At 74.3% G+C, this 26,570-nt stretch carries 23 protein-coding genes; 17 read left to right on the top strand and 6 right to left on the bottom strand.

Translation table 11 applies throughout. The features are described 5' to 3' along the window. Positions 1-106 precede the first annotated feature (106 nt). On the top strand, positions 107-1,219 hold the full coding sequence (locus HUT16_RS04255; RefSeq protein WP_176185580.1) for an alpha/beta fold hydrolase: 1,113 nt from the start codon (positions 107-109) through the stop codon (positions 1,217-1,219). Positions 1,220-1,301: 82 nt separating this feature from the next. Here the strand turns inward: HUT16_RS04255 and HUT16_RS04250 are convergent, their stop codons facing one another. Further along, on the bottom strand, positions 1,302-1,769 hold the full coding sequence (locus HUT16_RS04250) for an NUDIX hydrolase (protein ID WP_176185578.1): 468 nt from the start codon (positions 1,767-1,769) through the stop codon (positions 1,302-1,304). Positions 1,770-1,987: 218 nt separating this feature from the next. Here HUT16_RS04250 and HUT16_RS04245 point away from each other — a divergent pair, with 218 nt between their 5' ends. Beyond that, on the top strand, positions 1,988-3,253 hold the full coding sequence (locus HUT16_RS04245; protein WP_176185576.1) for an aminotransferase class V-fold PLP-dependent enzyme: 1,266 nt from the start codon (positions 1,988-1,990) through the stop codon (positions 3,251-3,253). Here HUT16_RS04245 and HUT16_RS04240 read toward each other — a convergent pair. Beyond that, on the bottom strand, positions 3,195-3,878 hold the full coding sequence (locus HUT16_RS04240; protein ID WP_176185574.1) for a TetR/AcrR family transcriptional regulator: 684 nt from the start codon (positions 3,876-3,878) through the stop codon (positions 3,195-3,197). The genes HUT16_RS04245 and HUT16_RS04240 overlap by 59 nt on opposite strands. A 155-nt stretch (positions 3,879-4,033) precedes the next feature. On the opposite strand from HUT16_RS04240, the gene HUT16_RS04235 reads away from it, so the two are divergent. Continuing rightward, positions 4,034-5,194, top strand: a complete 1,161-nt coding sequence (locus HUT16_RS04235) for an NAD(P)/FAD-dependent oxidoreductase (RefSeq protein WP_176185572.1) — start codon at positions 4,034-4,036, stop codon at positions 5,192-5,194. Positions 5,195-5,507: 313 nt separating this feature from the next. Here the strand turns inward: HUT16_RS04235 and xylA are convergent, their stop codons facing one another. Then, complete coding sequence (gene xylA, locus HUT16_RS04230) at positions 5,508-6,674, bottom strand: xylose isomerase (protein ID WP_176185570.1); 1,167 nt, start codon at positions 6,672-6,674, stop codon at positions 5,508-5,510. Between the two features lie 238 nt (positions 6,675-6,912). On the opposite strand from xylA, the gene xylB reads away from it, so the two are divergent. From xylB to HUT16_RS04215, 3 genes are all read left to right on the top strand, one after another. Continuing rightward, positions 6,913-8,340 (top strand): xylulokinase, encoded by a 1,428-nt coding sequence (xylB, locus tag HUT16_RS04225; RefSeq protein ID WP_176185568.1) that lies wholly within the window; start codon positions 6,913-6,915, stop codon positions 8,338-8,340. 182 nt (positions 8,341-8,522) lie between these two features. Then, the gene (locus HUT16_RS04220) at positions 8,523-9,800 is read left to right on the top strand and encodes an ROK family protein (RefSeq protein ID WP_254897627.1); all 1,278 of its coding nucleotides are present in this window, start codon (positions 8,523-8,525) and stop codon (positions 9,798-9,800) included. Positions 9,801-10,028: 228 nt separating this feature from the next. Further along, a complete protein-coding gene (locus HUT16_RS04215; RefSeq protein ID WP_176185566.1) occupies positions 10,029-10,370 on the top strand; it encodes a hypothetical protein in 342 nt (113 codons plus the stop codon). Positions 10,371-10,513: 143 nt separating this feature from the next. Here HUT16_RS04215 and HUT16_RS04210 read toward each other — a convergent pair whose 3' ends face one another. From HUT16_RS04210 to HUT16_RS04200, 3 genes are all read right to left on the bottom strand, one after another. Beyond that, complete coding sequence (locus HUT16_RS04210) at positions 10,514-11,122, bottom strand: polysaccharide deacetylase family protein (RefSeq protein ID WP_217712022.1); 609 nt, start codon at positions 11,120-11,122, stop codon at positions 10,514-10,516. Positions 11,123-11,271: 149 nt separating this feature from the next. After that, on the bottom strand, positions 11,272-12,303 hold the full coding sequence (locus tag HUT16_RS04205) for a LacI family DNA-binding transcriptional regulator (RefSeq protein WP_176185564.1): 1,032 nt from the start codon (positions 12,301-12,303) through the stop codon (positions 11,272-11,274). A gap of 208 nt (positions 12,304-12,511) precedes the next feature. Further along, the gene (locus HUT16_RS04200) at positions 12,512-13,309 is read right to left on the bottom strand and encodes an SDR family NAD(P)-dependent oxidoreductase (RefSeq protein WP_176185562.1); all 798 of its coding nucleotides are present in this window, start codon (positions 13,307-13,309) and stop codon (positions 12,512-12,514) included. Between the two features lie 384 nt (positions 13,310-13,693). Between HUT16_RS04200 and HUT16_RS04195 the strand changes: the two genes are divergently transcribed. From HUT16_RS04195 to HUT16_RS04145, 11 genes are all read left to right on the top strand, one after another. Next, entirely contained in the window at positions 13,694-14,329 is a 636-nt protein-coding gene (locus HUT16_RS04195; protein ID WP_176185560.1) for a hypothetical protein, read from the top strand. Further along, positions 14,326-14,739, top strand: coding sequence for a hypothetical protein (locus HUT16_RS04190; protein WP_176185558.1), 414 nt, complete (start codon positions 14,326-14,328; stop codon positions 14,737-14,739). The genes HUT16_RS04195 and HUT16_RS04190 overlap by 4 nt, the downstream gene beginning before the upstream one ends. 484 nt (positions 14,740-15,223) lie before the next feature. After that, a complete protein-coding gene (locus HUT16_RS04185; RefSeq protein WP_176185556.1) occupies positions 15,224-16,255 on the top strand; it encodes a substrate-binding domain-containing protein in 1,032 nt (343 codons plus the stop codon). A gap of 429 nt (positions 16,256-16,684) precedes the next feature. Beyond that, the gene (locus HUT16_RS04180) at positions 16,685-17,281 is read left to right on the top strand and encodes a hypothetical protein (RefSeq protein WP_176185554.1); all 597 of its coding nucleotides are present in this window, start codon (positions 16,685-16,687) and stop codon (positions 17,279-17,281) included. 427 nt (positions 17,282-17,708) lie between these two features. Then, positions 17,709-20,198, top strand: a complete 2,490-nt coding sequence (locus HUT16_RS04175; RefSeq protein ID WP_176185553.1) for a hypothetical protein — start codon at positions 17,709-17,711, stop codon at positions 20,196-20,198. Positions 20,199-20,426: 228 nt separating this feature from the next. Further along, complete coding sequence (gene pstC, locus HUT16_RS04170; RefSeq protein ID WP_176185551.1) at positions 20,427-21,443, top strand: phosphate ABC transporter permease subunit PstC; 1,017 nt, start codon at positions 20,427-20,429, stop codon at positions 21,441-21,443. Between the two features lie 13 nt (positions 21,444-21,456). Next, on the top strand, positions 21,457-22,791 hold the full coding sequence (gene pstA / locus HUT16_RS04165; protein ID WP_254897626.1) for a phosphate ABC transporter permease PstA: 1,335 nt from the start codon (positions 21,457-21,459) through the stop codon (positions 22,789-22,791). A 26-nt stretch (positions 22,792-22,817) separates the two neighbouring features. After that, complete coding sequence (locus HUT16_RS39100; protein WP_176185549.1) at positions 22,818-24,551, top strand: substrate-binding domain-containing protein; 1,734 nt, start codon at positions 22,818-22,820, stop codon at positions 24,549-24,551. Next, positions 24,548-24,715: a hypothetical protein gene (locus HUT16_RS04155; protein WP_176185547.1), complete on the top strand. Its 168-nt coding sequence runs from the start codon at positions 24,548-24,550 to the stop codon at positions 24,713-24,715. Before HUT16_RS39100 ends, HUT16_RS04155 begins: the two co-directional genes overlap by 4 nt. Beyond that, on the top strand, positions 24,712-25,605 hold the full coding sequence (locus HUT16_RS04150; protein WP_176185545.1) for a sortase: 894 nt from the start codon (positions 24,712-24,714) through the stop codon (positions 25,603-25,605). Before HUT16_RS04155 ends, HUT16_RS04150 begins: the two co-directional genes overlap by 4 nt. A gap of 35 nt (positions 25,606-25,640) precedes the next feature. Beyond that, complete coding sequence (locus HUT16_RS04145; protein ID WP_176185543.1) at positions 25,641-26,531, top strand: phosphate ABC transporter ATP-binding protein; 891 nt, start codon at positions 25,641-25,643, stop codon at positions 26,529-26,531. Positions 26,532-26,570: the final 39 nt, after the last annotated feature.

Below are 26,570 nucleotides of genomic sequence, written 5' to 3'. Positions count from 1 at the left end.
TCGTCCGGGCGGCGGGTGGCCGGGTGCCGGGTGGCGGCGACCGTTCGACGGCGGTGTTGCCAGCCGTCCAACAACTGCGTATAACTTACACAGTAATCAGCTGTGTATGACATACGCAGTTATCGGATTCGCGCCCCTGGAGACCCGCGTGCTCATCGCCGCCGCCCTCACCGCCACCGCCGCCGCGACCCCGGTCGCCGGACTCCTCGTCCACCGCGCCGCCGTCCGGTCCGGCCGCGCCCGCGCCCTGCGCATCGACACCGAACGGGGCGTCGACGAGAGCTACTTCACCCCGATCGGCGGCCTCGACCAGTGGATCTCCGTCCGGGGCGAGGACCGTGCCAACCCGGTCGTGCTGGAGCTGCACGGCGGCCCCGGCTCGTCCAACTCCGTCCTCGCGAACCTCTCCCGCGACTGGGAGCGCCACGTCACCCTGGTCCGCTGGGACATGCGCGGCACCGGCAAGACGCTGCGCCGCTCCGGCGCCCACGGCCAGGGCGAGCTGACCTTCGACCGGCTGCTGCGGGACGCCGTCGAGGTGGTCGAGCACGTCCGCGCCCGCCTCGGCGTCCACCGGGTCGTCCTGCTGGGCTGCTCCTTCGGCAGCGCCCTCGGCCTGCGCATCGCCCGCAGCCGCCCCGACCTGGTCTCCGCCTACGTCGGCACCGACCAGAAGATCTTCGACGGCGGACGCGACACCTCCGACCACGGCGCCGCACTGGAGCGCCTCGAACGCGCCGGCAAGAAGAAGGAGGCCGCCGCCGTACGGGAGATGGGCCCCGACCCGCGCGCCTGGAGCGCCGAGCAGTTCGCCCACTTCAACCGCTTCGCCGCCGCCACCGACCCGCACACCTTCGCCGCGATGAAGTCCGTGGTGACGAAGTCGCTCTGGTACTCCCCGCTGCACTCCCTGCCCGAACTCGCCACCTTCTTCCGGAGCTTCCTGGTCTCCGCCGCCGTCCTCCCCGACACCGCCGCCTTCGACGACCACGCGGACGGCACCCGCTTCGAGGTCCCCTTCTTCCTCGTCCAGGGCGCCCACGACCTGGTCAACACCCCCGCCCGGGCCCGCGCCTTCTTCGACCGGGTCCAGGCCCCCGTCAAACGCTTCACCCTGATCGAGGACGCCGGCCACTTCGCCGCCTACCGCCACCCGGCCCGCTTCCTCGACCTCCTCCGCACCGACGTCCTGCCCGCCCTCGCCACCGGCCCCCGCTGAACCGCACCCGCCGACGGCCCCCGCTGAACCGCGCCCGCCGACGGCCCCCGAAGCCCGGGCGAGGGGAGCGGCGGGCGGCGGATCAGCCCAGGTGGGGGTAGGTGCCGGCGAGGTAGTCGCCGATCTGGCGGCGCATGCTGGGGTGGATGTCGTACCGGTCGAGGTCGGCGGGCCGGACGAAGCGGACGCCGTCGGCCTCGTCGTTGACGGTGGGTTCGCCGCCGACGGGACGGCCGAGGTAGGTGTTCTCGTACTGCTGGCGGATCTCGCCGTCGGTGTAGGCGACGATGTGGTGCGGGTCGGTGTAGACGCCGAGGAAGCCGGTGATCTCGGCGACGATGCCGGTCTCCTCCAGGCACTCGCGCACGGCGCACTGGGCGGCGGTCTCGCCGATGTCCTGGGCCCCGCCGGGCAGTGCCCACTGGCCGGTGTCGCGGCGGCGCTGCAGCAGGACGGCACCGGTGTCGTCCACGACGAGCAGGTTGCTGGCCGGGATCAGGGTGTTGGCCTTGGGTGCGTCCGGGTCGTAGTAGTACTCGGTCCTGCCCATGGGCGGTTTCCCTCCTGGTCGCTCCCGGCCGTCGGGGCCGCGGTCGGGTCCGGACGGCTTCGAGGTTCCGAACGTAGCGGTCGAGCCGTCACCCCGGGGGGACATCTGCCGTACGTCCACCGAGAACGCCGGAGTGCGGGTGGAGGGGAGTGTGGCGCCGGGGTGCAGGGGTAGGGCGTTCCCGACCGTGGTGGTGGTGTGGTGGGAGGAGTCGGGCGATGGTGGCGGGGATCGACGTGGAGCGGGTGCGGCGGGAGACGGCGGGGGTCGGGCGGGTGGTGCACCTGAACAACGCGGGGGCGGCGTTGCAGCCGCGGGTGGTGGTGGAGGCGGTGGTGGCGCACCTGCGGCGGGAGGAGGGGACCGGGGGGTACGAGGCGGCACAGGAGGCGGCGGGGCGGATCGAGGGGGTGTACGACTCGCTGGCCCGGCTGGTGGGGGCCGGACGGGAGGACATCGCGCTGGTGGAGAGCGCCACCAGGGCCTGGGACATGGCGTTCTACGCGCTGCCCTGGGCGGCGGGCGACCGGATCCTGACCTCGCGGGCCGAGTACGCGAGCAACGCGCTGGCCTTCCTGCAGACGGCCCGCCGGCACGGGGTGCGGGTGGAGACCGTCCCCGACGACGCGGACGGGCAGTTGGACGTCGGGGCGCTGCGGGCGATGGTCGACGAGCGGGTCAGGCTGATCGCGGTCACCCACGTGCCGACCCAGGGCGGGCTGGTCAACCCGGCCGCCGAGATCGGCGCGGTGGCCCGGGCGGCCGGCGCCGTCTACCTGCTGGACGCCTGCCAGTCGGTCGGCCAACTGCCGCTGGACGTCGGCCGGATCGGCTGCGACCTGCTCACCGCGCCCGGCCGCAAGTTCCTGCGCGGTCCGCGCGGCACCGGCTTCCTGTACTGCTCGCCGCGGATCCGCGAGCAGTTGGACCCCCCGTTCATCGACCTGCACGCGGCGACCTGGACCTCGGCGGACGACTACCTGGTGCGGTCCGACGCCCGCCGGTTCGAGAGCTGGGAGGCGAGCTACGCGGCCCGGATCGGCCTGGGCGCCGCCGTCGACTACGCGCTCGGCATCGGCCTGGAGGCGATCGAGGAGCGGACGGCCCGGCTGGGCGCGGCCCTGCGCGCCCGGCTGCGGGCGCTGCCCGGGGTGCGGGTCCACGACCGGGGCGCCCGGCAGTGCGCCATCGTCACCTTCACCGTCGAGGGGCGCGACAGCCGGGACGTCGCCCGCGCCCTGCGGGACCGGGGGATCAACGTCTCGGTCTCCTTCGCCGAGTACGCCCGCTGGGACCTCGACGCCCGGGGCCTGGACGCGGTCGTCCGCGCCTCGCCGCACTACTACAACACGGAGGCCGAACTCGACCTGCTGGCCGAGGCCGTCCCCGCGCCCGCGGTGGGCCCCGCGGTGGGCCCCGCGGTGGTCAGGGAGAAGCAGGAGAAGAAGGAGGAGAAGGAGGAGGAGAGGGGGAAGGAGGAGTAAGAGGGGGAGCGGGGGCGCGCGGGGGCCGGCCGGCGAGGCCGTGCAGCAGGAGGTCGGTGAGGGTGTCGAGCACCTCGGCGTCCCCGTGCGCGGGCTGCTCGGTGGTGAGCAGGGCGTAGGAGAGCATGCCGAGCAGGGCGCCCATCGCGGGGGCGAGCAGGGCCGGGTCGCCGGGGAGCGGGTGGCCCCGTTCGGCGAGGTAGTCGAGGTGGTCGCGCAGGACGTCGGTGTCCGCGGTGAGGCGCTGCCAGGCCCGGCCGGAGCGGGGGCCCGCGGCGACGAGCGACTCGAACATGGCGATGGTGACCGGGAGGTGGTCGCGCATCGCCTGCCAGGACGCGCCCAGGTGGGCGTGGAGTTGGGCCCGGTCGCTGAGGTCGTGGTCGCGCGGGTGGACCTCGGCGACGACCTGGTCCCTGGCCTGGGCCCGGACGTCGTCGAGCAGGGCGCGCAGCAGTTCGTCCTTGTCCGCGAAGTGCGCGTAGAACGAGCCGGTGGCCCGGCCGGCGGCCGCGGTGATGTCGGTGATCTTCGTGTTGAGGTAGCCGCGTTCGACGAACTGCTGCCGGGCGGCCTCCAGCAGCGCCGCCCTGGTCTCCGCCGCCTGCGCCTTGCGTACGCCCATCGCGTCCGGCCTCCCTCGTCCCGTCCTGCCGCTTCGCCCGGCCGCCGCGCCCCGCCGCGGCCGGGCCTTGACCTGTCGCTCGTGCGGACATCATACTGACGGCCAGTTCAGTGAATAAGAATTCATTGAACCTGAATTCAGTAAGGGGTGGGACCATGGAAGCGGTGGTGATCGGCGGGGGCGTGGCCGGTGCGGCGAGTGCCGTCGCGCTGCGCCGGATCGGCCTGGACGTCACGGTGTACGAGGCGTACCCGGACCCGGCCGGCCCGGTCGGGGCGTTCCTCAGCCTGGCCGTCAACGGGCTGCGGGCGCTGGAGTCGCTGGGCTGCCTGGACGCCGTGCGGGCGGCGGGCTTCGAGGTCGACCGGCAGCGGATGTGGTCGGGGCGCGGCAAGCGGCTCGGCGACGTCCCGCGCGGCCGGACGGCGGACGACCCGCTGCGCAGCGTGACACTGATGCGGGCCGACCTGGTCGCGGCGCTGCGGGCGGAGGCGGTGCGGCTCGGCGCGCGCATCGTGGTCGGCGAGCGGCTGGCCGAGCCGGAGCCGGGGTCGGGGCAGGGGCCGACGGACGGGGTGGTGGCCGGGCCGGCGGACGAGGCGGTGGCCGGGGCCGACCTGGTGATCGGCGCCGACGGGCTGCGCTCGACCGTCCGCCGGATGCTCGACCCGGCCGGGCCGCGGCCCGCCTACGCCGGGCTGTACGGGGTCGCCGGCATCTCCCGCGCGGTGCCGGAGGCGGGCCCGGGGCGGACGTTCAACATGACCTTCGGGCGGCGCGGCGCGTTCGCGCACCTGCCCGCGCCGGACGGCACCGTCTGGTGGTCCGCGCAGCTCGCCGACCCCGTCGCACCGGCCGAGGTCAAGCTGGACGCCGAGGAGTTGGCCGAACTGTTCGCGACCGAGCCGGTGCCCCGGCGGATCCTCGGCGCGACCGAGCGGATCGACGCGGCGACGCTGTTCCACGTCCTGCCGCCGGTGCCGCGCCGCCAGGACGGCCGGTGCGTGCTGGTCGGCGACGCGGCGCACCCGGTGGGCGCGGGGCAGGGCGCGTCCATGGCGCTGGAGGACGCGGTCGCCCTGGCCCTGGCCCTGCGCGCCGCGCCGGACCTGCCCGCCGCGCTGGCCGCCTTCGACCGGGAGCGCTCCGGCCGGGCCGGGAAGCTCGCCCGTGCGGCGACCGCCAACCGGGACGCCAAGACGGCCGGTCCGCTGGCCTCCCTGGTCCGGAACGCGGTGATGCCGCTGGTGTTCACCCGGATGTACACCCGGTCCACGGACTGGCTGTACGAGTACCGGCCGGGCGCGCTCCCGTAGCGCGCTCCCGTAGCGGGGGGTCGGGGCGGGGGTCGGTGCGGAGGACGGCCCGGCAGTCGGGCCCGGGGGTCGGGCCGGACGAAGCCGATCTCCGCGGAGGGCTTCTGCATCCGCCGGGCGTGGATCAGCCCCGTGGTTCCCTCCCGCCCGGTCGGTCGCCTCTCACTGTCGCACTCGTTCGACGAACCGTCAGCAGAGCTGGTGTGGGAGGGAGTCGGGGAGGAAAAGGACGCCGGCCGGCCCCGGGGGGAGGGGGCCGGCCGGCGGACCGAGGGGCCGGAGTCGGCGGCGGGGGGGGGGGGGGGGGCCGGGGTCAGCGGGCGCCGAGCAGGTGCTCGATGGCCAGCTGGTCGAGGCGCTCGAAGGCCATGCCGCGCTCGGCGGCCGCGGTGACGTCGAACTCCTCGAACGCGGAGCGGTCGGCCAGCAGCGCGGCCAGGCCGTCGGCGGCGGTCGGCCGGGCGAGCTCGTCCAGGCGGGCGGCGCGCAGCGCGTCCTGCACCTCGGCGTCGGCGCGGAAGGCCAGCGCGCGCTCCTTCAGCAGCAGGTAGTTGCGCATGTTGCCGGCCGCGGACTCCCAGACGCCGTCGAAGTCCTCGGTGCGCGGCGGCTTGAAGTCGAAGTGCCGCGGGCCCCGGTAGTCGGAGGACTCCAGCAGGTCGACCAGCCAGAACGCCTGCCGCAGGTCGCCCGCGCCGAACCGGAAGTCCTGGTCGTACTTGATGCCGGACTGGCCGTTCAGGTCGATGTGGAACAGCTTGCCCGACCACAGCGCCTGGGCGATGCCGTGCGGGAAGTTCAGACCCGCCATCTGCTCGTGGCCGACCTCCGGGTTGAGGCCGACCAGCTCCGGGCGCTCCAGACGGTCGATGAAGGCCAGCGCGTGGCCGATGGTCGGCAGCAGGATGTCGCCGCGCGGCTCGTTCGGCTTCGGCTCGATCGCGAAGCGCAGGTCGTAGCCCTGCTCCGTGACGTAGTCGCCGAGCAGGTCGAACGCCTCCTTCAGGCGGTCCAGCGCCACCCGGACGTCCTTGGACGCGCCGTGCTCGGCACCCTCCCGGCCGCCCCAGGCCACGTACACGCTCGCGCCCAGCTCGACCGCGAGGTCGATGTTGCGGATGGTCTTGCGCAGCGCGTAGCGGCGCACGTCCCGGTCGTTGGCGGTGAACGCGCCGTCCTTGAAGACCGGGTGGGTGAACAGGTTGGTGGTGGCCATCGGCACCCGCAGGCCGGTGGACTCCAGGGCGGCCCGGAAGCGCTTGACGACGGCCTCGCGCTCGGCGTCCGAGGAGCCGAACGGGACGAGGTCGTCGTCGTGGAAGGTCACGCCGTACGCGCCGAGGGCGGCCAGCTTCTCGACCGCCTCGACCGGGTCCAGGGCCGGACGGGTGGCGTCGCCGAACGGGTCGCGGCCCTGCCAGCCGACCGTCCACAGACCGAAGGTGAACTTGTCGTCGGGGGTGGGGGTGAGCTGGCTCATCGCGTACTCCAAGCGCTGGTGATCGACCGGGTGGATCGACCGAGGGACCGACCGGCGGCCCGACGCGGATCGGGCCCGGCACCGACGGTAACCCGGACGGGGGGCTATTCGTAAGGTCGAAAGACAAATTAGTATGGCCGGGCCCGCGAGGGGAAGCCCCCGCGCGGAACCCACCGCACCCACCCCGCCGGAGAACGCTTCCCGCCGGGCCCGGACGACCGCAGACAGGAGCACGCCCATGGCGCACCCGCAGGTGGTGATCGGCGTCGACAGCTCGACCCAGTCCACCAAGGCACTGGCCGTCGACGCCGAGACCGGAGAGGTCCTCGGCGAGGGCCGCGCCCCCCACCGGGTCGACTCCCGGCACGGCCAGGAGAGCGACCCCGACCAGTGGTGGGACGCCCTCACCGCCGCCGTCGCCGCCACCGGCTGGGCCGACCGCGCCCGGGCCCTGGCCGTCGGCGGCCAGCAGCACGGCCTGGTCACCCTGGACGCCGCCGGACGCCCGGTCCGCCCCGCCCTGCTCTGGAACGACGTCCGCTCCGCACCCCAGGCCGCCGAACTGGTGAGGAAGTTCGGCGCCCACTGGTGGGCCGCCGAACTCGGCAGCGTCCCCGGCGCCTCCTTCACCGCCGCCAAGTGGGCCTGGCTGCGCGCCACCGAACCCGAGCACGCCGAGCGCACCGCCGCCGTCCGGCTCCCGCACGACCACCTCACCGAACGCCTCACCGGCACCGCCACCACCGACCGCGGCGACGCCTCCGGCACCGGCTGGTGGACCCCCGACGGCTACCACGCCGCCGTCCTCGACCACATCGGACTCGACCCCGCCCTGCTCCCCGCCGTCACCCCCGCCGGCACCGCCGCCGGACACGCCCTGCCCGGCGGGCCGCTGCGCCCCGGCACCCCGATCGCCACCGGCACCGGCGACAACATGGCCGCCGCCCTCGGCCTCGGCCTCACCGCCGGCACCCCCGTGCTCAGCCTCGGCACCTCCGGCACCGTCTACACCGTCGCCCGCAACCGCCCCGCCGACCCCACCGGCACCGTCGCCGGTTTCGCCGACGCCCTCGACGGCTGGCTCCCGCTCGCCTGCACCCTCAACTGCACCCTTGCCGTCGACCGCGTCGCCACCCTGCTCGGCCGCGACCGCCAGGACGTCGAACCCGGGGGCACCGCCGTCCTGCTGCCCTACCTCGACGGCGAACGCACCCCCGCCCTCCCGCACGCCAGCGGCCTGCTGCACGGCCTGCGCCACGACACCACCCCCGGCCAACTCCTCCAGGCCGCCTACGACGGCGCCGCGTACTCGCTGCTCGCCGCCCTCGACGACGTCCTCGCCGTCGACGGCCCCGGCGCCGCCGACCCCGAACAGCCGATCCTGCTGATCGGCGGCGGCGCCCGGGGCCGGGCCTGGCAGGACACCGTCCGCCGGCTCTCCGGCCGCCCCGTCCAACTGCCCGCCGCCCGCGAACTGGTCGCCCTCGGCGCCGCCGCCCAGGCCGCCGCGCTGCTCACCGGCGAGCGCGCCGACGCCGTCGCCCGCCGCTGGGGCACCGCCGACGGCCCCGTGCTGCCCGCCCTGGCCCGGGACGACGCCGCGCTCGAACGGATCGCGACTACCATTTCGCGGACGGCCGCCCTGCAGGGGAGCGGCACGCACTGACGGCGCACCGGACCGGGCCGCCCCCCCGCCGGGACCGGCGGCCCGGTGCGGCGTTCGGCCCGCTCCGGCCCGGCCCGGTGCGGTACGGCTCGGGCGGGTGGGGCGGGTGGGGCGGTCCTAGGGTCGTAGGGTCATAGGGTCATGCGGTCAGGTGGACGACGGCACGGAGGGACGGGGCAGACGTGGCAGAGGACGGGCAGCAGCAGTCCGACGGCGACCTGGCGACCAGACGCGGCCCCGCCTCGCAGCAGGACATGCGGCGGCAGAACCTCGCCCTGGTGATGCGCACCGTCGCCGCCGCGCACCCGCTCTCCCGGGCCGACGTGGCCGGCCGCACCGGGCTGACCCGCACCGCCGTCTCCAGCCTGGTCGACGAACTGATCGGCGGCGGGCTGCTGCTGGAGGGCGAACTCGAGCGCAGCGGCCGGGTCGGCCGCCCCGGCCGGGCCCTGGTCCTGAACGGCAACGGCCCGGCCGGGCTGGGCCTGGAGATCGGCGTCGAGCACCTCAGCGCCTGCGTCCTCGACCTGCGCGGCGAGGTCCGGGTCGAACTGCACCACCCCGCCCCCAACTCCGGCCGCCCCGCCGAGCAGACGCTCGCCGAACTCGCCGAACTCGCCGCCCGGGCCGAGGACGAGGCCGTCGCGCTCGGCCTGCGGGTGGTCGGCCGGGTGCTCGCCGTCCCCGGCAGCGTCCCGATGGGCAGCCCCGGCCGCCGGGTCGAGCACGCGCCCAACCTGGGCTGGCACCAGGTCGACGTCACCGAGCTGTGGCCCGGCCCCGGCACCGCCCCCGCCGTCGAGAACGAGGCCAACCTCGGCGCGCTGGCCGAACTCTGGCAGGGCACCGGCAGCGGCACCTTCGTGCACATCTCGGCCGGCGAGGGCATCGGCGGCGCGCTCGTCCTGGACGGGCGCCTGTTCCGCGGTGTCCAGGGCTTCGCGGGCGAACTCGGCCACCTCACCGTCCGCCCCGACGGCCGCTCCTGCTCCTGCGGCGCCCGCGGCTGCCTCGAACCGTACGCGGGCCTGGCCGCCGTGCTCCGCTCCGCCGGGCTGGTCGACGAACTGGACGAACAGGGCGGGACGACGATCCTGACGGACGGTCAGGAACCGGACCCGATCGCCGAGTTGGCCCGCCGCGCGGAGGAGGGGGACGCCGCCGTCCGGCGCGCCCTGCGGCACGCGGGCACCGCGCTCGGCACCGCACTGGCCGCCGCGGTCAACCTGATCGACCCCGCCACGCTCGTCCTCGGCGGCGGCTACGCCGACCTCGCGCAGTGGCTGCTGCCCGCGATGCGCGCCGAGCTGACCGAGCTGATCCGGGTCCGCCCCTGGCCCGAAGAGGCCCTGCGCGCCTCGCCGTTGGGCCGTCGCGGCCCCGTCCTGGGGGCGGCCCTGGTCACCGTCCGCAGCCTGCACTCCGACCCGGCCGCACTCTGGCTGCCCGAGGCCGTCTGACCCCGCCGCCGCTCACGCGGCCGTACGTCGCGGCGTGCGGCGGCGTGTGGTGGCGTGTGGCGGTGCCGGCGCCGGTTGGCGGCGGGGCCGTCTCCCGGCCGGGGGAGGGGCGGATCAACCGCCTGGCATGATCGCTGCGTGCCGATCCGCCCGTTCCGTCCGTTCCGCCCGCCCCGCCTCCCCGGATTCCCGCGCCGCCGCCCTCCGGAGCCTGCCCACCTCAGCCCGGTGGACTTCCCCTGCCTGCTGCTCGACGACGACGGCCAACTGATGTCCTGCGCGGACGACGCCGAACTCCAGCAGTTGACCGAACCCGACTTCACCGACGAGATCACGGCCGCCTACGACTCCGCCGCCCGGCCCTTGGAGCTCCACCTGATCGGCACCCGGCGGCCCGTCATCGCGCTGCGCCCGGCCGGGGAGCCGAGACCGGAGGAACTCGCCGCGCACGTGCGGGCCTACTTCCACCACTGGACCGACCGGGACGTCCCGCCGGACGTCCTGCACGACGTCGCGCTGATCGCCGCGGCCGTCGACGGCACGCCGGTGTGCCGCCGCAGACGGCGCTGACGGGCGGCTCGCCGCCTGCGGCGGGTGGTTTGCCGCGGTGGGTGGTTCCGCCGGTGGCCGGGCGCGTGGTGCTGGGCGGGTGCGTCCGGCCACCGGGGTCTGGAGGGGAGGCGGATCGTGCAGGGGCGTGCGGGGCCGTGCGGTCAGTGCCGGGGGAGGGCGGTCGAGCGCAGGCCGCGGCCGGTGAGCGCGGCGAGGACCGCGGGCAGCGCGGTGACGGTGTTGCGGTTGCCGTGGTCGTGCAGCAGGACGGTGTCGCCGGGCCGGGCCGCGGCCAGGACGGCGACGATCTCGGCGGGCTCGGTGCCGTCCCAGTCCCGGGGGTCGACGTCCCAGAGCGTCTCGGTCAGGCCCGCGTCGGCGGCGACCCGCCGCACCTCGGGGGAGGTGGCGCCGTACGGCGGGCGGAACAGGGTCGGCGGGCGGCCGGTGAGCTTCGCCAGGACGCGGTTGGTGCGGTGGATCTCGTCCCGGACGGCGGTCAGCGGCAGGTCCGGCAGGGCCGGGTGCGACCAGGTGTGGTTGGCGATCGCCATGCCGGCCCGGTCCAGGGCGCGGACCAGTTCGGGGTGCCGCTCGGCCTGCGCGCCGCACAGGAAGAAGGTGGCGCGGTGGCCGGCGGCGGTCAGGGCGTCGAGCAGTTCGGGCGTGGAGTCGGGGTGCGGACCGTCGTCGAAGGTCAGCGCGAGGGTGCCGGACGGCGCCGTCGACAGCGGGCGGCCGGTGGCGGCGGCGAATCCGGGATCGGCCACGGCGCTCCCTCCGATCGATTCGAAAGTTTCGCACACTTGTCGAATGTTCCGGTGTGACCCGGACGACGGTAGGCGAGCCCGGCGGGGGCGTCAACCACTCTGCGCGGCCCGGAACGTCCGGACCGCGCAGGAGAGTTGGTGGGCGTCGTTCAGTTCCCGGCCGGCGGCGGGGCGGTGCTGGCCCGGACGACCAGGCTGGTGGCCAGGTCGACCCGGGTGGCGGTGGGCTGCTCGCCCCGGCCGAGCCCGATGGCGAGCCGGGCCGCCGTCTCGGCCATCTCGACCAGCGGCTGGCGGACGGTGGTGAGCGGCGGACCGACCCAGCGGGCCAGCGGCAGGTCGTCGAAGCCGACCACCGAGAGGTCCTCCGGCACCCGCAGGCCGAGTTCGCGGGCGGCCTCGTACACGCCCAGGGCCTGGAGATCGTTGCCCGCGAAGATGGCGGTGGGCCGGTCCGGGCGGGTGAGCAGGGTGCGGGCGGCGGCGTACCCGGCCTCGTGGTGGAAGTTGCCCTCCAGGATCAGCTCCGGGTCGACCGGCAGCCGGGCGGTGCCCAGGGCGGTGCGGTAGCCGTCGATCCGGGCACGGCTGCACATCATGCCGGACGGGCCGGAGATCATCCCGATCCGGCGGTGGCCCAGGTCGAGCAGGTGCCGGGTGGCGGCCAGGCCGCCCTGCCAGTTGCCGGTGCCGACGGCCGGCACCCCCTCGGCCGGGTCGCCGGCCGGGTCCAGCACCACGAACGGGATGTCGCGGCTGGTGAGTTGGTCGCGCTGGGCGGCGTCCAGCTCGGACAGCACCAGCACCACGCCGGCCGGACGGCGGGCCAGCACCCCGTCCACCCAGGTCTGCCCCGGGGTGAGCCGCCCGGCCGACTCGGAGAGCACCACGCTCAGGCCCTCGTCCCGGGCGACGTTCTCCACCCCCCGGATCACCTCCATCGCCCAGGCGCTGTCCAGTTGGTGGAACACCAGGTCGAGCAGTCGGGACGGCGGCGCGGAGGTGCGGCGGCGCTGGTAGCCGGTGCGGCGCAGGATCTCCTCGACCTTGGCGCGGGTCGCGGGCGCGACGTCGGCCCGGCCGTTCAGCACCTTCGAAACTGTCGGCGCCGAGACGCCGGCCGCCCGGGCGATCTCCGACAGGGTCGGTGCGGGGTCGGGTTCGAGTTCTGCAGCGCTCATGGCTCGGATAGTAGCGCCCCGACGGGCGCGGATGGGGCGCCCCGGCGGCTCGGACCCGCACCCGCCGGGACGTGTAGCATCCTCGCAACATTCGTACCGGAAACGAAAACTTTGCGGCAATCGGGGTGAGCGGAGGTGCGTGGAGAGGTGCGGGCCGGGCGACGGGCCGGGGCGTCCGCCGTCGCCCGGTGGGCGCGCTGCCGCGGGGTCAGGACGGGAGCATGGCGCGGCGTCCGGGGGCGGCGGAGGACTGCATGGTCATCCCGCCGTCCACGACCAGGAGTTGGCCGGTGAGGTAGCGGGACTCGTCGGAGGCGAGGAACACCATGGTGTGGGCGATGTCCTCGGGCTCGCCGAGGTAGGGGAGGGCGTTGCCGGCCAGCAGTGCGTCGATCACCGACTGCGGGAGGTTGTCGCGCAGCGCGGGGGTGAGGACGGCGCCGGGGGCGATCGCGTTGCACCGCACGCCCTGCGGGCCGTACTGGACGGCGATGGACTTGGTGATGCTGACCACCGCGGCCTTGACCGCGCCGTACGCGGTCTGGGTGACGTCGCCGACCAGGGCGGCGACCGAGGCGGTGTTGATGATGGAGCCGCCGCCGGCCTTGATCAGGTGCGGCAGGGCGAGCCGGGAGCCGATCAGGGTGGAGCGGACGTTGCGGGCGACCGCGCGGTCGAACTCCTCGAAGTCCATCCGCAGCAGGTCGAGGTCGCGGCGCGGGTCGGTGCCGCCGACGTGGTTGCACAGCACGTCGAGGGTGCCGAACTCGCGGACGGCGGCGGCGAACAGCTCCTCCAGAGAGTGCTCGTCGGTGACATCGACGGTGAGCGGCAGGGCGTGCCGGCCCGCCGCCTCGACCAGGCGGGCGGTCTCCTCGGCGGCCGCGCCGTCGTAGTCGGCGGCGACCACCAGGGCGCCCTGGGCGGCCATCAGCTCGGCAGCGGACCGGCCGATGCCGCTGCCGGCTCCGGTGATCACCGCGACCTTGTCCTTGAGGCGTTCCATGACCTGCGTCCTTCCGTGGTTCCGGGTCCCGCTTCGTTCATATGCATAGTACACACGCTATGTATGATGCACATAATGTGCACGATGCACAGCGCGTTCGAGGGCTCCCCGGGCAAAGCGTCGGCAATGCCCGGGCGAACTCCCGGCTCCGTGGAATCGACGGCCGTCCCGCCCCGGGAAAGCGGCCCGCATTAACAAGGGAGAACTTCGCGGCGAACAGCGGCAGCGGGAGGGGGATTCCACTTCCGCGCTTCCTCCGTGCACACATAGCGTTCGCCGCGTGACGATGTGCGTCCGGTTCGCGGTTCGCGCGGGTCGGCAGGGTGTTCGGTGGCGCGGCCGGGGAACGGGCGCGCACCGGCGGACAATCCGGGGGTAGCGGCGGTGCGCGGGGAGGGCCTGTTCACGGAGCGGGCGCCGAACGGGCGGTTCCAGTGGCAGCTCAAGGCGATGAACGGGCGGGTGGTGGCGGTGTCCTCCTCCGTCCACGAGTCGTCCGGCGACGCCGAGCGGGCGTTCGCGGAGCTGGTCGCCCTGGGGCCGGCGCTGGTGGCGCGGATCACCCATGTCCGCGACGGCCTGGGCTGGACCTGGGTGGTCCCCGGGCCGCGCGGCAATCCACTGGTCAAGTCGAGTCGGGCGTACGAGCGTTACGCGACCTGCCAGAACGCGTTCCGGCGCTTCATGGCGCTGGTGGCCCGGATGTCCGAGGCGGCGGCGCGGCCGGGAGCGGTGCCGGGCGTGGCGGAGGGCGTGGTGCCGGGCGTGGCGTCGGACGTGGCGGAGGGCGTGGCGGAGGGCGTGGTGCCGGGCGGCCCATCGGGCTCGGCGGCGGCGGTGGAGCCGACCGTTCGATCGGGCGTTGGGGCGAGCGGCGGGGCAGGTGTCGGGCCGGGCGGTGGGCCAGGCGGTGGGCCGGGCGCCGTGCCGGGTGTCGGGCCGGTCGCTGCCCTGCTCGGGCCCGGTGGTTTCCGAGGTGGCGGCGGTGGCGGCGGGGCCGGGTTCGGGGGCGGGCCGTGAGCCTGCTGGCGGCCGGGCGCGGTCCCCGGCTGGTACCGGTGCGCGGGGCGGACGGCCGGGTCGGCTGGTCCCTGGTCGCGGCGAACGGCAGACGGCTCGCCTCGGCCGTCCGCGCCTACCGTGACGACCGTGAACTCGCGGCCGGAATAGGTGAGTTACTGGCCGAACGGGCCGCCCTGCGGTTCGTCCTTGGGCAGCGCGAGGACCGGCTCTGGATCTGGACGGCACACCTGCCGACCCGCACCACCCGGGCCGGCGCGGGCGGCGGCGAGGCGATCGCCCGCAGCGCCCGCGGTTACCTGCGCCGCGACCAGTGCCGCCAGAGTGTGACCGCCTTCCTGCAGGGCGCCGACCACGTCCAGCGGCTGCGTCGCCTGAGCGGTGGGCCGACCCCGCCGTCCGCCTGGTAGCCGGGTCGACCGCCCGCCATCAACTCCCGCTGCCGTGCGGCGTGCCGGTCCAGGCGCGCCCCACGGCGGCTTCGGCGTTCCCGGCCGCGCCCGTCCTCCGCCGTCCTCCGTCTTCCTCCGTCATCCTCCGCGGTCCTCCCGATCCGGAAGGGGCGGAGCAACTTGCGGGCGCGCGGTGGGAGTTGCGCGCGGGTGGTGCAGCGGGAGTGAAGCGGAGATGGCCGGGGCGACCCCGTGGGCACACCTGGAGAAGAACGCGTACGCCGGTCGAGGTGCGATCGATGAGCGGTCAACTGCGGTCTCCACCAGGTGTTTTGCGGGAGTGATCAAGGTGCGGACGGTGGGCCGGGAGTGGCGGTCGGTGCTTCCGGGCGGCGGGTGGTCCCGGCGAGGATCGCTCCGCCGGGAAGCCGCGGAGCTCTCCGGCACCGGGCCCCGCCAGGCCCGGTCCAGCTAGGACTTTCCTTTATGGAGGAACAGGACCATGCGTCACACCGCTGCCAAGGCGTTCGCGGCCGTCGCGATGACCACCGCCGCCCTCGCGACCGTCGCCGTCCCGGCGATGGCCGACCCGGCCACGGGCGTCACCCCGGCCGCCCAGGACATCGTCGGTGCCGGCTCGGACACCACGCAGGCTCTGCTCAACCAGTTCTCGGTCGACTACAACGCCTCCCTGGGCGCGGGCTCCACCCTGCCGCACCTGTACAGCTGGGACGCCACTGGTTCCGCCACCATCACCCCGAAGAGCGGCGCCACCACCATCACCCGCCCGAACGGCTCCGGCGCCGGCATCTCCGCGCTGAACGCCAACACCAGTGCCACCCTGGACTTCGCGCGCTCCTCCCGCACCCGGCAGGCCACCGACCCGGCCACCGACCTGTTCGTGGCGTTCGCCAAGGACGCGGTGACCTGGTCGGCGAAGTCCGGCGGCCATGCCCCGGCCAACCTGACCACCCAGGACCTGAACGACATCTACTCCTGCAAGGTCGGCAAGACCAACTGGTCCGCCTTCGGCGGCACCGCCGGCACCATCAAGCCCTACCTGCCGCAGCTCTCCTCCGGCACCCGCTCCTTCTTCCTGACCGCGATCGGCAACCCGACCCTGGGCGCCTGTGTCGTCAGCGGCCCGGAGGAGAACGAGGGCACCGACCTGGCGCTGAACGACCTCGACGTCATCTTCCCGTACTCGGTCGGCCACTGGGTGGGCCAGGCCAACGGCCACACCACCGCCACCGACGACAAGGGCAACCTGACCCTGCGCAGCATCAACGGCGTCGCCCCGCTGACCGGGACCGGCACCCTGAACCCCGCGTTCGCCAACCCGACCTACGGCCGGGTGCTCTACAACGTGGTCCGCGCCGGCGAGTGGAACGCCAGCCCGGCGACCACCCAGAGCACCGCGCTGCACGCGATCTTCGGCTCCGCGGGCTACATCTGCTCCACCGCCGGCAAGGCCAGCATCACCAGCTACGGCTACCTGAACCTGGCCGCCGGCTCCTGCGGTTCCGTCATCTGACGCTCCCGCCCCGGTTCGTCTCCTCCCGCACCACCCGCCGCCCGTCCCGCGCAGCAACTGCCGGGACGGGCGGCGGCCCGTGACACCACATGCGTGCGGCGACACGCATGACGCCACGCGCATGACGTGGCATGCATGTCACGGCACGTATGACGCGGCACGCGTGATGCGACATGGATGACGCCACACCAATGTCGCGACATGCGTGGCGTGACACGTGTGACGTCGCACGCATGGCGCGACATGGATGACGTCACACGCGTGATGCGGCATGCGTGACGCCGCACCGATGACGCGACATGCGTGGCACGACACGCGTGACGCGACATGCATGACGCAACACGAACCCCGCACCGGCGCCCCTGCACCCCGCCCCTGCGCCCTGCACCCCGCACCGAGTACGCCCCGCACCCGCCCGAAGGAGCCACGATGTCCCGTCTCACCGTCCGGATCGCTGCCGCTGCCGCTGGCCTCGCGCTCATCGCCACCGCCGCCACCGCCGCCACCGCGGCCTCCGCCTCCGCCGCCACCCCGGCGTCCGGCAGCGCGGTGATCAACGAGAGCAACGCCTTCTTCCAGCAGGCCGCCCAGGCCGGGATCGTGGCCGTGCCGCTGCCCACTGCCACGGCGGGCTACGACGTGAACACCGGTCTGTCGGCGAGCTTCCCGGTGACCGACGGCACCGGTGGGCTGCGGGACTTCTTCGGGGGCGTGCAGCTCGGCGGCGGCCTGCTGTTCGTCGACGCGAAGACCGGCAGTGCGGTCTCCTTCCACAAGCTGAGCTTCTCCTTCGAGGACTGGACGCTGAGCGCCGTTCCGGACGGTTCGGCCACCCCGGTCGCGCTGTTCGACCCGGCGGGGGAGAACGTCCTCAACTACACCGGCACCACGCAGCACCTGTCCGCCCAGTCGCTGGTGCTGGACGCCGCGGGGGCCCAGTACCTCGACAGCAAGCTGCACACCACCTTCTTCGCGGCAGGCCAGAGCGTCGGCTCCTTCACGGTGACCTACACCCCCGCCTCCTGACGCCCCCTCGGCACCACGTGCGGGCCCTCGTCGGTGAGCACGCCCCCGTACCGCCCGACCGGCCACCGGTCGGGCGGTACGCGTGTCCGTGCCCGCACCCGCACCCGCGCCCCACACCCCACACAGCCCGCGCAGCCGAGGCAGCCGAGGCAGCCCGAGCAGTCCCACCAGGCCCCGGCGCTCCGCCCCGGGAGGCGGGCGGATTTTCCTGACAGTACGTCAATGAGATTGATTCGAGCACCAATTGGGGCCTCGTACACCTGGTGGACAGCGGGCGGCCAGGCGGGACTGGCCGAATATCGTCGGAGCCGTCGCATGGCCGGCTCCGCTCCCTGTCATCCGTGCGTGCCCGATCTGGCGCGCCGTCGCCGGAGGTGCTGCGCCGATGAGAATCCGCCCGTGGGGGCCGAGAACCGGATCGCGTCCGTTGAGGGCCTACTTGGCGGCCGTGCTGGCCTGGACGCTGGCCGCCGCCGTCGTGTTCCTGCCGCTCGGCGGGCCGGGGGTCCAGCCCGCGCGGGCGGCCTCGGGGACGACGGTGGAGGGGCCGGCGCGGTTCGACCCGGGCACCGGGACGGACGGTCCGCGGGGGACGGTCACCGTCTCGCAGGTCAACGACCTCAGGAACCAGGTGGTGCACGTCAGTTGGACGGACCTCACGCCGACCGTCGACTTCATGAACCAGCCCGTCCCGATCATCGCCCCGCTGGCCCCGGGCGTCTACTACGCGGTCCGGATCTACCAGTGCCGGGGCGACAAGCCGCAGGTCACCGACTGCTACGGCTCCACGCTGTACGGCGGTGACCCGGCCAAGGGCTTCCTGCAGCAGCGGCCGGAGGCCGGTTCGGCGCCGGAGTTCGCGTCGAACATGGTGATCGCGGCGACCCGCCCGGACGGCACCGGCGAGGCGGACATCGAGCTCTGGACCTCGGCGCAGAGCCAGACCCTCGGCTGCGACGCCACCCACAAGTGCTCGCTGGTGATCGAGCCGAACTACGGCGGCGACTCGCTCGGGGCCAACGCCTACCCCGACGTGGTGATCAACTGCGACGACCACACGCGGGACATCGACTTCGACATCGACACCGCCTCGGACGCCTCCTTCCTGCAGACGACGCGGGGCAACCAGGCCGGTTTCCCCGCCGGCGAGTCCTGCGCCTGGCAGCGGCACGTCACCGTCCCGCTGGAGTTCGCGCCGACCCCCGACTCCTGCACGGCCGGCGACTCGGACTTCTCCGCGATCGGCCTGGAGATGGCCGACCGGGCGATGCAGCAGTGGCGCACCGGCAGCTGCCTGGAGAGCGACCCGCTGCGGGTGCAGTACTCCGTCGGCAACGGCGAGCCGCAGGCCCGGTCGGCGTTCCTGCGCAGGTCCGGCGCGGACGTCGCGCTGACCTCGATCCCGAGCAGCGACCCGCCGACCCGCCCGTACGTCTACGCGCCGCTCGCCAACACCGCGGTCTCGGTGGTCTTCGTCATCGACGACAGCTCCACCCACCGGCAGGTCCGCCGGGTGCGGCTCAACCAGCGGCTGCTGGCGAAGATGCTCACCCAGACCTACCGGCACTACAACGCGGACGACACCGACACCGTCCGGGGCAACCCGCTCTGCATGTTCGACGACGAGGAGTTCCGCAAGCTCAACGCCGACGTCGCGCCCGACGTGACCTGGCCCGCCTGCGGCAACGTCGCCAACACCGAGCCGGTGGTCGTCGGCGGCACCACCGACCTGGTGCACCGGCTGACCGAGTGGATCGTCGCGGACCCGGACGCCGCGCAGTTCCTCCAGGGCGCCGCCGACCCGTGGGGCACCCGGATCAACACGAAGTTCCTGCCGTCGAGCTTCCCCGGCTACCCGGTCGACTCGTTCCAGACGCTGGACTACTCGGGCCTCAACAACCACAAGCAGTACGAGTGGAACCCCGTGCTCGGCGGGCTCGGCCAGGTGCTGCGGATGGTGCTGGAGAACCGGCTGTCCTGCCAGCTGCCCTACGTCAACGCCGACGGTCAGCACGACAAGTGCTTCGCCATGGCGCCGGGCAGCCGGGCGCTGTTCGCGGTCATGGACAGCGGCGGCGCCCAGGCGATGAACCTGCCCGAGGCCGAACTCCCCAACGGGGCAGGCGCGTTCACCACACCGACGATCACCGCGATGCGGGCCGCCGCCCAGGACATGCCGTTCGACGAGGCCACCGGCACCCAGCGGCTCCCGTACGACGACGGGAACTCCGCCTACGCGAAGGACCCGAAGGCGTACCCGCTGACCATGGTGCAGTATGCGATGGTGCCCACCGAGGGCCTCGGCGGGGCCAAGGCCGCCGCGGTGAGCAGGTTCGTGAGCAGCGTCACCGACCCGGGCAAGGGGCAGGTCTACGGTCGCGGTCCGGGCCAACTCGCCGTCGGTTACGCCGATCTGACGAAGGCTCAGGTATCCCAGGCGAAGTCCGCCGCGGACCACGTCGCCGCCCAGGACAGCGCGCAGCCCGGCAAGGCGCCCGGCACCGAGGTCGACGGGGGCGGCAGCGGCGGCTCCACCGGTGGCGGCTCCGGCTCCACCGGCGGGACGGGCGGCTCCGGCGGCTCCGGCGGTACGGGCGGCACCGGCCCGTACGGTGACGGCGGCTCCGGCTCCACCGGCGGCGACACCGGTGGCGCGGGCGCCGCGGGCGCCACCGCGCAGAGCGCCGCCGCCTCCGGCCCGCCCGGCAGCAGCGCCTCGCCCGGCCTCGCCGCCGCCCGGTCGGCCGCGGCCGACCGGGCCGGGATGGCCAGGCTGCTGCTGCCCGTGATCCTCGCCACCGGCGCCGTCCTGCTGGTCGGCGGACCCGCGGCACTGTTCCTCGGCGGCACCACCGCCGGCGCGAACCTCCGCCGCGGTACCGGGCGGCTCTGGTCGCGGCTGACCCGCCGCGGCTGACCCGCCCGCCGGACGGGCGCCCCGCGCGCCCGTCCGGCCCACGCGAACCGACCCGGGCCCACTCGGAGAAGCCCGGCACTCGGAGCGCCCCCGGTACTGACCGACCCAGGCCCGCTCGGAGCGCCCCGGCGCTCGGAGCGACCCCGACCCACCCGGAGCGACCCCGGCCCGCTGAGGGCCGTCCGGTCGTGCACCCCAGGAACCCTCACCGCGCGGAGAGTTGACACCATGACAGCCGCCGTCCAGCCGACGGACACCCGCGTCCCGCCACCGACGCCCGACCCCGACCGGCCCCGCCGGATCAGCGCCCCCGCCTCGCCCGCCGACCGGACCTTCCGCGGCGTGCTGCGCGCCGCCGGGCTCTCGGTGTTCGTGCTGATGGGACTGATCGCCTTCTTCCTGCTGATGCGCGGCACCGAGGCGCTGCGCGCCGTCGGCTGGTCCTTCCTCACCGAGCAGAACTGGCGCACCGCCGCGCACACCTTCGGCATCGCCGCCGTGCTGCCCAACGGCATCCTGATCGCGCTCATCGCGCTGTGCATCGCCGTCCCGGTCTCGCTCACCGCGGCGCTGTTCATCTCCGAGTACGCGCCCGTCCGGCTGCGGCCCGCGCTGGTCTCGCTGGTCGACCTGATGGCCGCGATCCCCAGCATCGTCTACGGGCTGTGGGGCCTGTTCTTCCTCCAGCCGCGCATCGTCGGCCTGTGCCGCTGGCTGGCCAACCACCTCGGCGGGCCGCTGCCGTTCCTGCGGGTGCGCACCGGCGACACCCCGACCTCGTACACCTCCTCGACGTTCATCGCCGGGACAGTGGTCTCGCTGATGATCATCCCGATCATCACCTCGCTCAGCCGCGAAGTGTTCTCCCAGGCCCCGGCCGGCGAGCGGGAGGGCGCCTACGCGCTCGGCTCGACCCGCTGGGGGATGGTGCGCACCGTGGTGCTGCCGTTCGGGCGCGGCGGCGTGATCGGCGCGGTGATGCTCGGCTTCGGCCGCGCGATGGGCGAGACCATCGCCGTCGCGCTGATCATCTCCCCGGTGTTCCGGCTCTCCTGGCACGTCCTGGAGAACGGCAGCGGCTCGATCTCCGCGCTGATCGCCCTGCGCTTCAGCGAGTCCGACAGCCTCTCGCTGTCCGCGCTGATGGCCGCCGGACTGGTGCTGTTCACCCTCACCCTGCTGGTCAACGTGGCCGCCGGGTTCGTCATCAGCCGGTCCCGGTCCGGCGCCTCGACCTCGGACTGACCGGAGGAGACCGATGAATCCCGCACTCGCCAAGACCGTCCCCGAGGCCGTCCCCGAGGCCGTCCCCGAGACCGCGCCCGGCTCGACCCGGCAGCCGGTCCGGCCCGAGCAACCAGAGCAGCCCGAACCGCCCGAGCAGCGGAGGGTCAAGCTCGGCGGCACCACCCGCGAGGAGGTGCTCACCCTGCTCGGCTCGGCCACCGGCTCGCTCGCCCTGGACTGGCTGCTGTACGAGCGGGTCCTGCCGTTCAGCGGCGCGTTCGGCTTCCTGCTCTGCTGGTACCTGCTGTTCCTGGCCCTGTACACCCTGGTCGGGCGGCTCCAGTGGGACGCCCTGACCGTCCGCGAACGCCTGGCCACCGCGCTGGCCTGGAGCTCCGGCCTGCTGGTGGTCGCCGTCATCGTCGAGCAGATCGGCTACGTCGCCGTCCGCGGCCTGGACGCCGCCCGGCACTGGAACTTCTTTACCGAGACGATGCGCACCACCGCCCCGCTGTCGCCGATCACCTCCGGCGGCTGCCTGCACGCCGTGGTCGGCTCGCTCGAACAGCTCGGTCTGGCCACCCTGTTCTCCGTCCCGCTCGGCATCCTCACCGCGGTCTTCCTGGTCGAGGCCGGGAACACCCGGCGCGGCGCCCGCTTCGTCAAGCCCGTCCGGGCGCTGGTCGAGGCGATGACCGCGCTGCCGTCCGTGGTGGCCGGCCTGTTCGTGCTCGGCGTGGTCATCCTCACCCTGGGCGCCGAGAAGAGCGGACTGGCCGCCTCGCTCGCGCTGACCGTGATGATGACGCCGATCGTCACCCGCGCCGCCGAGGTGGTCGTCCGGCTCGTCCCCGGCACCCTCAAGGAGGCCTCCTACGCGCTCGGCGCCGGCCAGTGGCGCACCGTGTGGCACGTGGTGCTGCCCACCGCCCGGCCCGGCCTGACCACCGCCGTGGTGCTCGGCATGGCGCGCGGCGTCGGCGAGACCTCCCCGGTGCTGCTCACCGCCGGGTTCACCGCCCGGATGAACCTCGACCCGCTGCACGACAACCAGGCCAGCCTGCCGCTGTACATCTGGAACTACGTCAAGCAGCCCTACCCCGACATGGTGGCCCGGGCGTTCGCCGGCGCGCTGACCCTGATGGTCGTGGTGCTGGTGCTGTTCGTCACCGCCCGCGTCCTGGGCCGCCACCGCACCCCCGTCGACCGGCCCACCCGCCGCCCGCGGCGCCGGGCCCGCACCGCAGCCGCCCCGGACGCCGCCGTGTCCGGGCCCGCGCCCGCGCCGGCCATGACCGCGCCGGCCATGACCGCGCCGGCCATGACCGCGCCGGCCATGACCGCCCCGGCGAGGGAGAACCGATGACACGTCACAGAAGGAAGACCCGTCCCGTGCGCATCCGTCACCTGGCCACCGCGCTGCTCGCCGCCGCGCTGGCCCTGCCCACCGCGCTGCTCGGCGCGTCCCCGGCGTACGCCGCCTCCACCGCGCTGAAGGCCGACGGCTCCAGCTGGGCCGGCCCGGCGATCGACCAGTGGCGGCGCGACGTCGGCCCGATGGGCATCGAGATCGACTTCAACCCGAGCGGCTCGGCGGCCGGGCGCGTCCAGTGGACGATCAACCAGGACGACTTCACCGCCTCCGACGTGCCGTTCCGCAGCAAGCGGGACAACGGCGTCGACCCGAGCAAGGCGGGCAGCGGCCTCGGCGGCGCGGAGAACCCGGTGTACGGGTACTCGTACGTCCCGATCACGGCCGGCGGCACCGCGCTGATGTACCACCTGGAGCTCGGCGGCAAGAAGATCACCGACCTGCGGCTGTCGCCGGACACCATCGTCGGCATCTTCACCAACCGGATCACCTCCTGGGACGACCCGAAGATCACCGCCGACTACGGCAGGGCGCTGCCGAAGGTCCCGATCACCCCGGTGGTGCGCTCCGACGGCTCCGGTGCCACCGCCCAGTTCACCCGCTGGATGGAGCACACCCACCAGGCCGAGTGGGACGCCTACTGCGTCAAGGTCAACGGCGTCAGCTGCGGCGAGTACACCGAGTTCTACCCGCCGTCGGGCCGGATGACCTCGCAGAACGGCTCCGACGTGGTGGCCGGCTACATCCAGTCGTCGACCGGCATCGGCGCGATCGGCTACGACGAGTACGCGTTCGCCAAGCGCACCGGCTGGCCCGTCGTCAAGGTGCTCAACCCGGCCGGGTACTACACCCTGCCCACCGCGTCCAACGTCGCCGTGGCGCTGACCGCCGCGAAGATCCGCGGCGTCGACGACGACACGCCCACCAGCGACCCGGACTACCTGCAGCAGAACCTCGACGGCGTCTACGGCAACGGCGACGCCCGCTCCTACCCGATCTCCTCCTACAGCTACCTGATCGTGCCGCGGGCCAACGCCGCCCTCCCGGTGCCGCCGCGGTTCACCGACGCCAAGGGCAGCGCGCTCAGCCGCTACCTCGCCTACGTGCTGTGCGCCGGGCAGGGCGAGGCCGACGACCTCGGCTACTCGCCGATCCCGCGCAACCTGGTGCGCGGCGGGCTGTTGCAGACCCAGCACATCCCCGGCAACGCCAGCCCCGTCAACCCCGACACGCTCAACAACTGCCCCAACCCGACGTTCAATTCGGCCGGCGAGCTGACGGTGCTGAAGAACGCGCCGCAGCCCAGCCCGTGCGACCGGAAGGGCGCTCCGCTGGACTGCACCGTGCAGAACGGCCAGGCGGTCAAGACGGGCGCCAACTCCGGTTCCGGCAAGGGCGGTTCGGGCAGTGGCGGTGGTGGTGGGACGGGCGGCTCCGGGTCCGGTTCCGGCGCGGGCTCCGGCGGGGCCGGTGGCGGTGGCGGTGCGGGGGACGGCTCCGGCGGGGCCGGTGCCGGGGACGGGGGTGCGGCGGTCATCGACCCGCAGACCGGTGAGGTGCTCGACTCCAGCGCGGGCGGCGGGAGTTCGGGCGGCGGCGGTGCCGCACCCGCCCAGGTGGTCGCGCTCGGCGGCCGACCGCAGGACTGGCTGCTGTCCACGCTCACCGCGATCGAACTGCTCGGCGTGGTCACCGTCCCCCCGCTGCTGGCCGCCTGGTGGCGCCGCCGCGACCGGACGGCGGGCGGCCGGTGAACCGGCAGCCGACCGCCCTGACCGCCCTGACCGCCCCGACCGCCCCGACCGTCGACGCCGCGCCCGTCGCGTTCGCGAAGCCCGCTGCGTTCGCGAAGCCTGCCGCGTTCGCGAAGCCCGCCACGGGCGCAGCGCCCGCCGTACCCGAGGAGACCAGCAGATGACCGCGCCCACCCTCGAACGGTCGACAACCGCCGTGCCCGCCAAAGCCGTTGACACTGCGGGCGGCCCGCCCGTCCGGCCCCGGCGGCAGTGGCTGCCGGTCGCCGCCCGGGCGGTGACGCTGGCCGCCGTGCTGCTGCTCGGCTTCGTCGGCTACCTGCTCGCGCTGTCCGGCTTGCAGGAGGCGCGCCACCAGGCCACCGCCTACGCCACCCTGCGCGACCGGCTCGCCAACGCCACCGCGCCGACCGGCCCGGCCGAGGACGGCGCGCCGCTGGCCGTCCTCGACGTCCCCGCCCTGGGCCTGCACCAGACCGTGGTCTTCGAGGGCACCACCGGCCGCGACCTGATGCGCGGCCCCGGCCACCGGCGCGACACCGTGCTGCCCGGACAGCCCGGCGTGGCCGTCCTGTTCGGCCGCTCCACCGCGTTCGGCGCGCCGTTCGCCGACCTCGGCCGGCTCAAGGTCGGCGACCGGATCGACGTCACCACCGGCCAGGGCAGCTTCCACTACACCGTCAACGCCTACGGCGACGGCGACCACCCGATCCAGGACACCGCACCCAACCGGCTGGTCCTGGTCACCGGCGACTCCGACTGGATTCCGACCAGCACCGTGCTGGTCGGCGCCCGGCTCGACGGCGACCCCGAACCGGCCGGGGCCGGGCGGCCCGCCGCCACCGCCACCGACAAGGTGCTGGCCGCCGACAAGGGCGCCCTGCCCGCGCTCCAACTCTGGTCGCTGGCGCTGATGTTGACCGTCGTCGCCGCCGTCGTCACGGCCCGCCGCTGGCGCCGTTCCGCCGCCTACCTGTGCTTCGCGCCGGTGGCCGCCGCCCTGCTCTGGTCGGTGTACGAGAACGCCGCCGCCCTGCTCCCCAACGTCTACTGAGACCCTCCGGCTCCCCGGGAAAGGACCGCCCCCCGATGACCGAGACCGCCCAACCCCCCTTCCCCGTCCAGAAGTCCGGAGACCGGGACGACCCGCCCACGGTGCCGCTGCCGCCCGTTCCGGCCGATCCGTCGACGCCGGGCCCCTCCGCGCTGTCCGGCCTGGAGACCCGCGAGGTCAGCGCCTGGTTCGGCCAGCGCAAGGTGCTCGAACGCGTCTCCTTCACCATGCGGGCCGGCGAGATCACCGCACTGATCGGCCCGTCCGGCTGCGGCAAGTCCACCTACCTGCGCATCCTCAACCGGATGCACGAGATGGTGCGCGGCGCCGCCCTGGCCGGCGAGGTGCTGCTGGAGGGCGAGGACGTGTACGCGCCCGGCCGCCGCCCCGCCGAGGTGCGCCGCCGGATCGGCATGGTCTTCCAGCGCCCCAACCCGTTCCCCGCCATGTCGCTGTACGACAACGTGGTCAGCGGGCTCAAGCTGTCCGGCATCAGGGCGGGTCGCGAGGAGCGCGACCACCTGGTCGAGTCCAGCCTGCGCCGGGCCGGCCTGTGGAACGAGGTCAGCAACCGGCTCGGCACCCCCGGCGGCGCGCTCTCCGGCGGCCAGCAGCAGCGCCTGTGCATCGCCCGCTCGCTGGCGGTCTCCCCGGAGATCCTGCTGATGGACGAACCCTGCTCCGCGCTCGACCCGACCTCCACCCGCCGGATCGAGGAGACCATCGCCGAACTGCGCCACCGGGTCACCATCGTCATCGTCACCCACAACATGCAGCAGGCCCAACGCGTCTCGCAGTCCTGCGCGTTCTTCCTCGCCACCCACGACACCCCCGGCCGGATCGTCGAATCCGGCCCCACCGAGCGCCTCTTCACCGACCCGGCCGACCAGCGCACCGCCGACTACGTCAACGGCCGCTTCGGCTGACGCCCCTGACCGCGTGTCACGTCCGGTGCGCGGGGGAGC

It is taken from the genome of Kitasatospora sp. NA04385, from assembly GCF_013364235.1.
Taxonomy (GTDB): Bacteria; Actinomycetota; Actinomycetes; order Streptomycetales; family Streptomycetaceae; genus Kitasatospora.
This window is presented reverse-complemented; position numbering and strand designations above follow the sequence as displayed.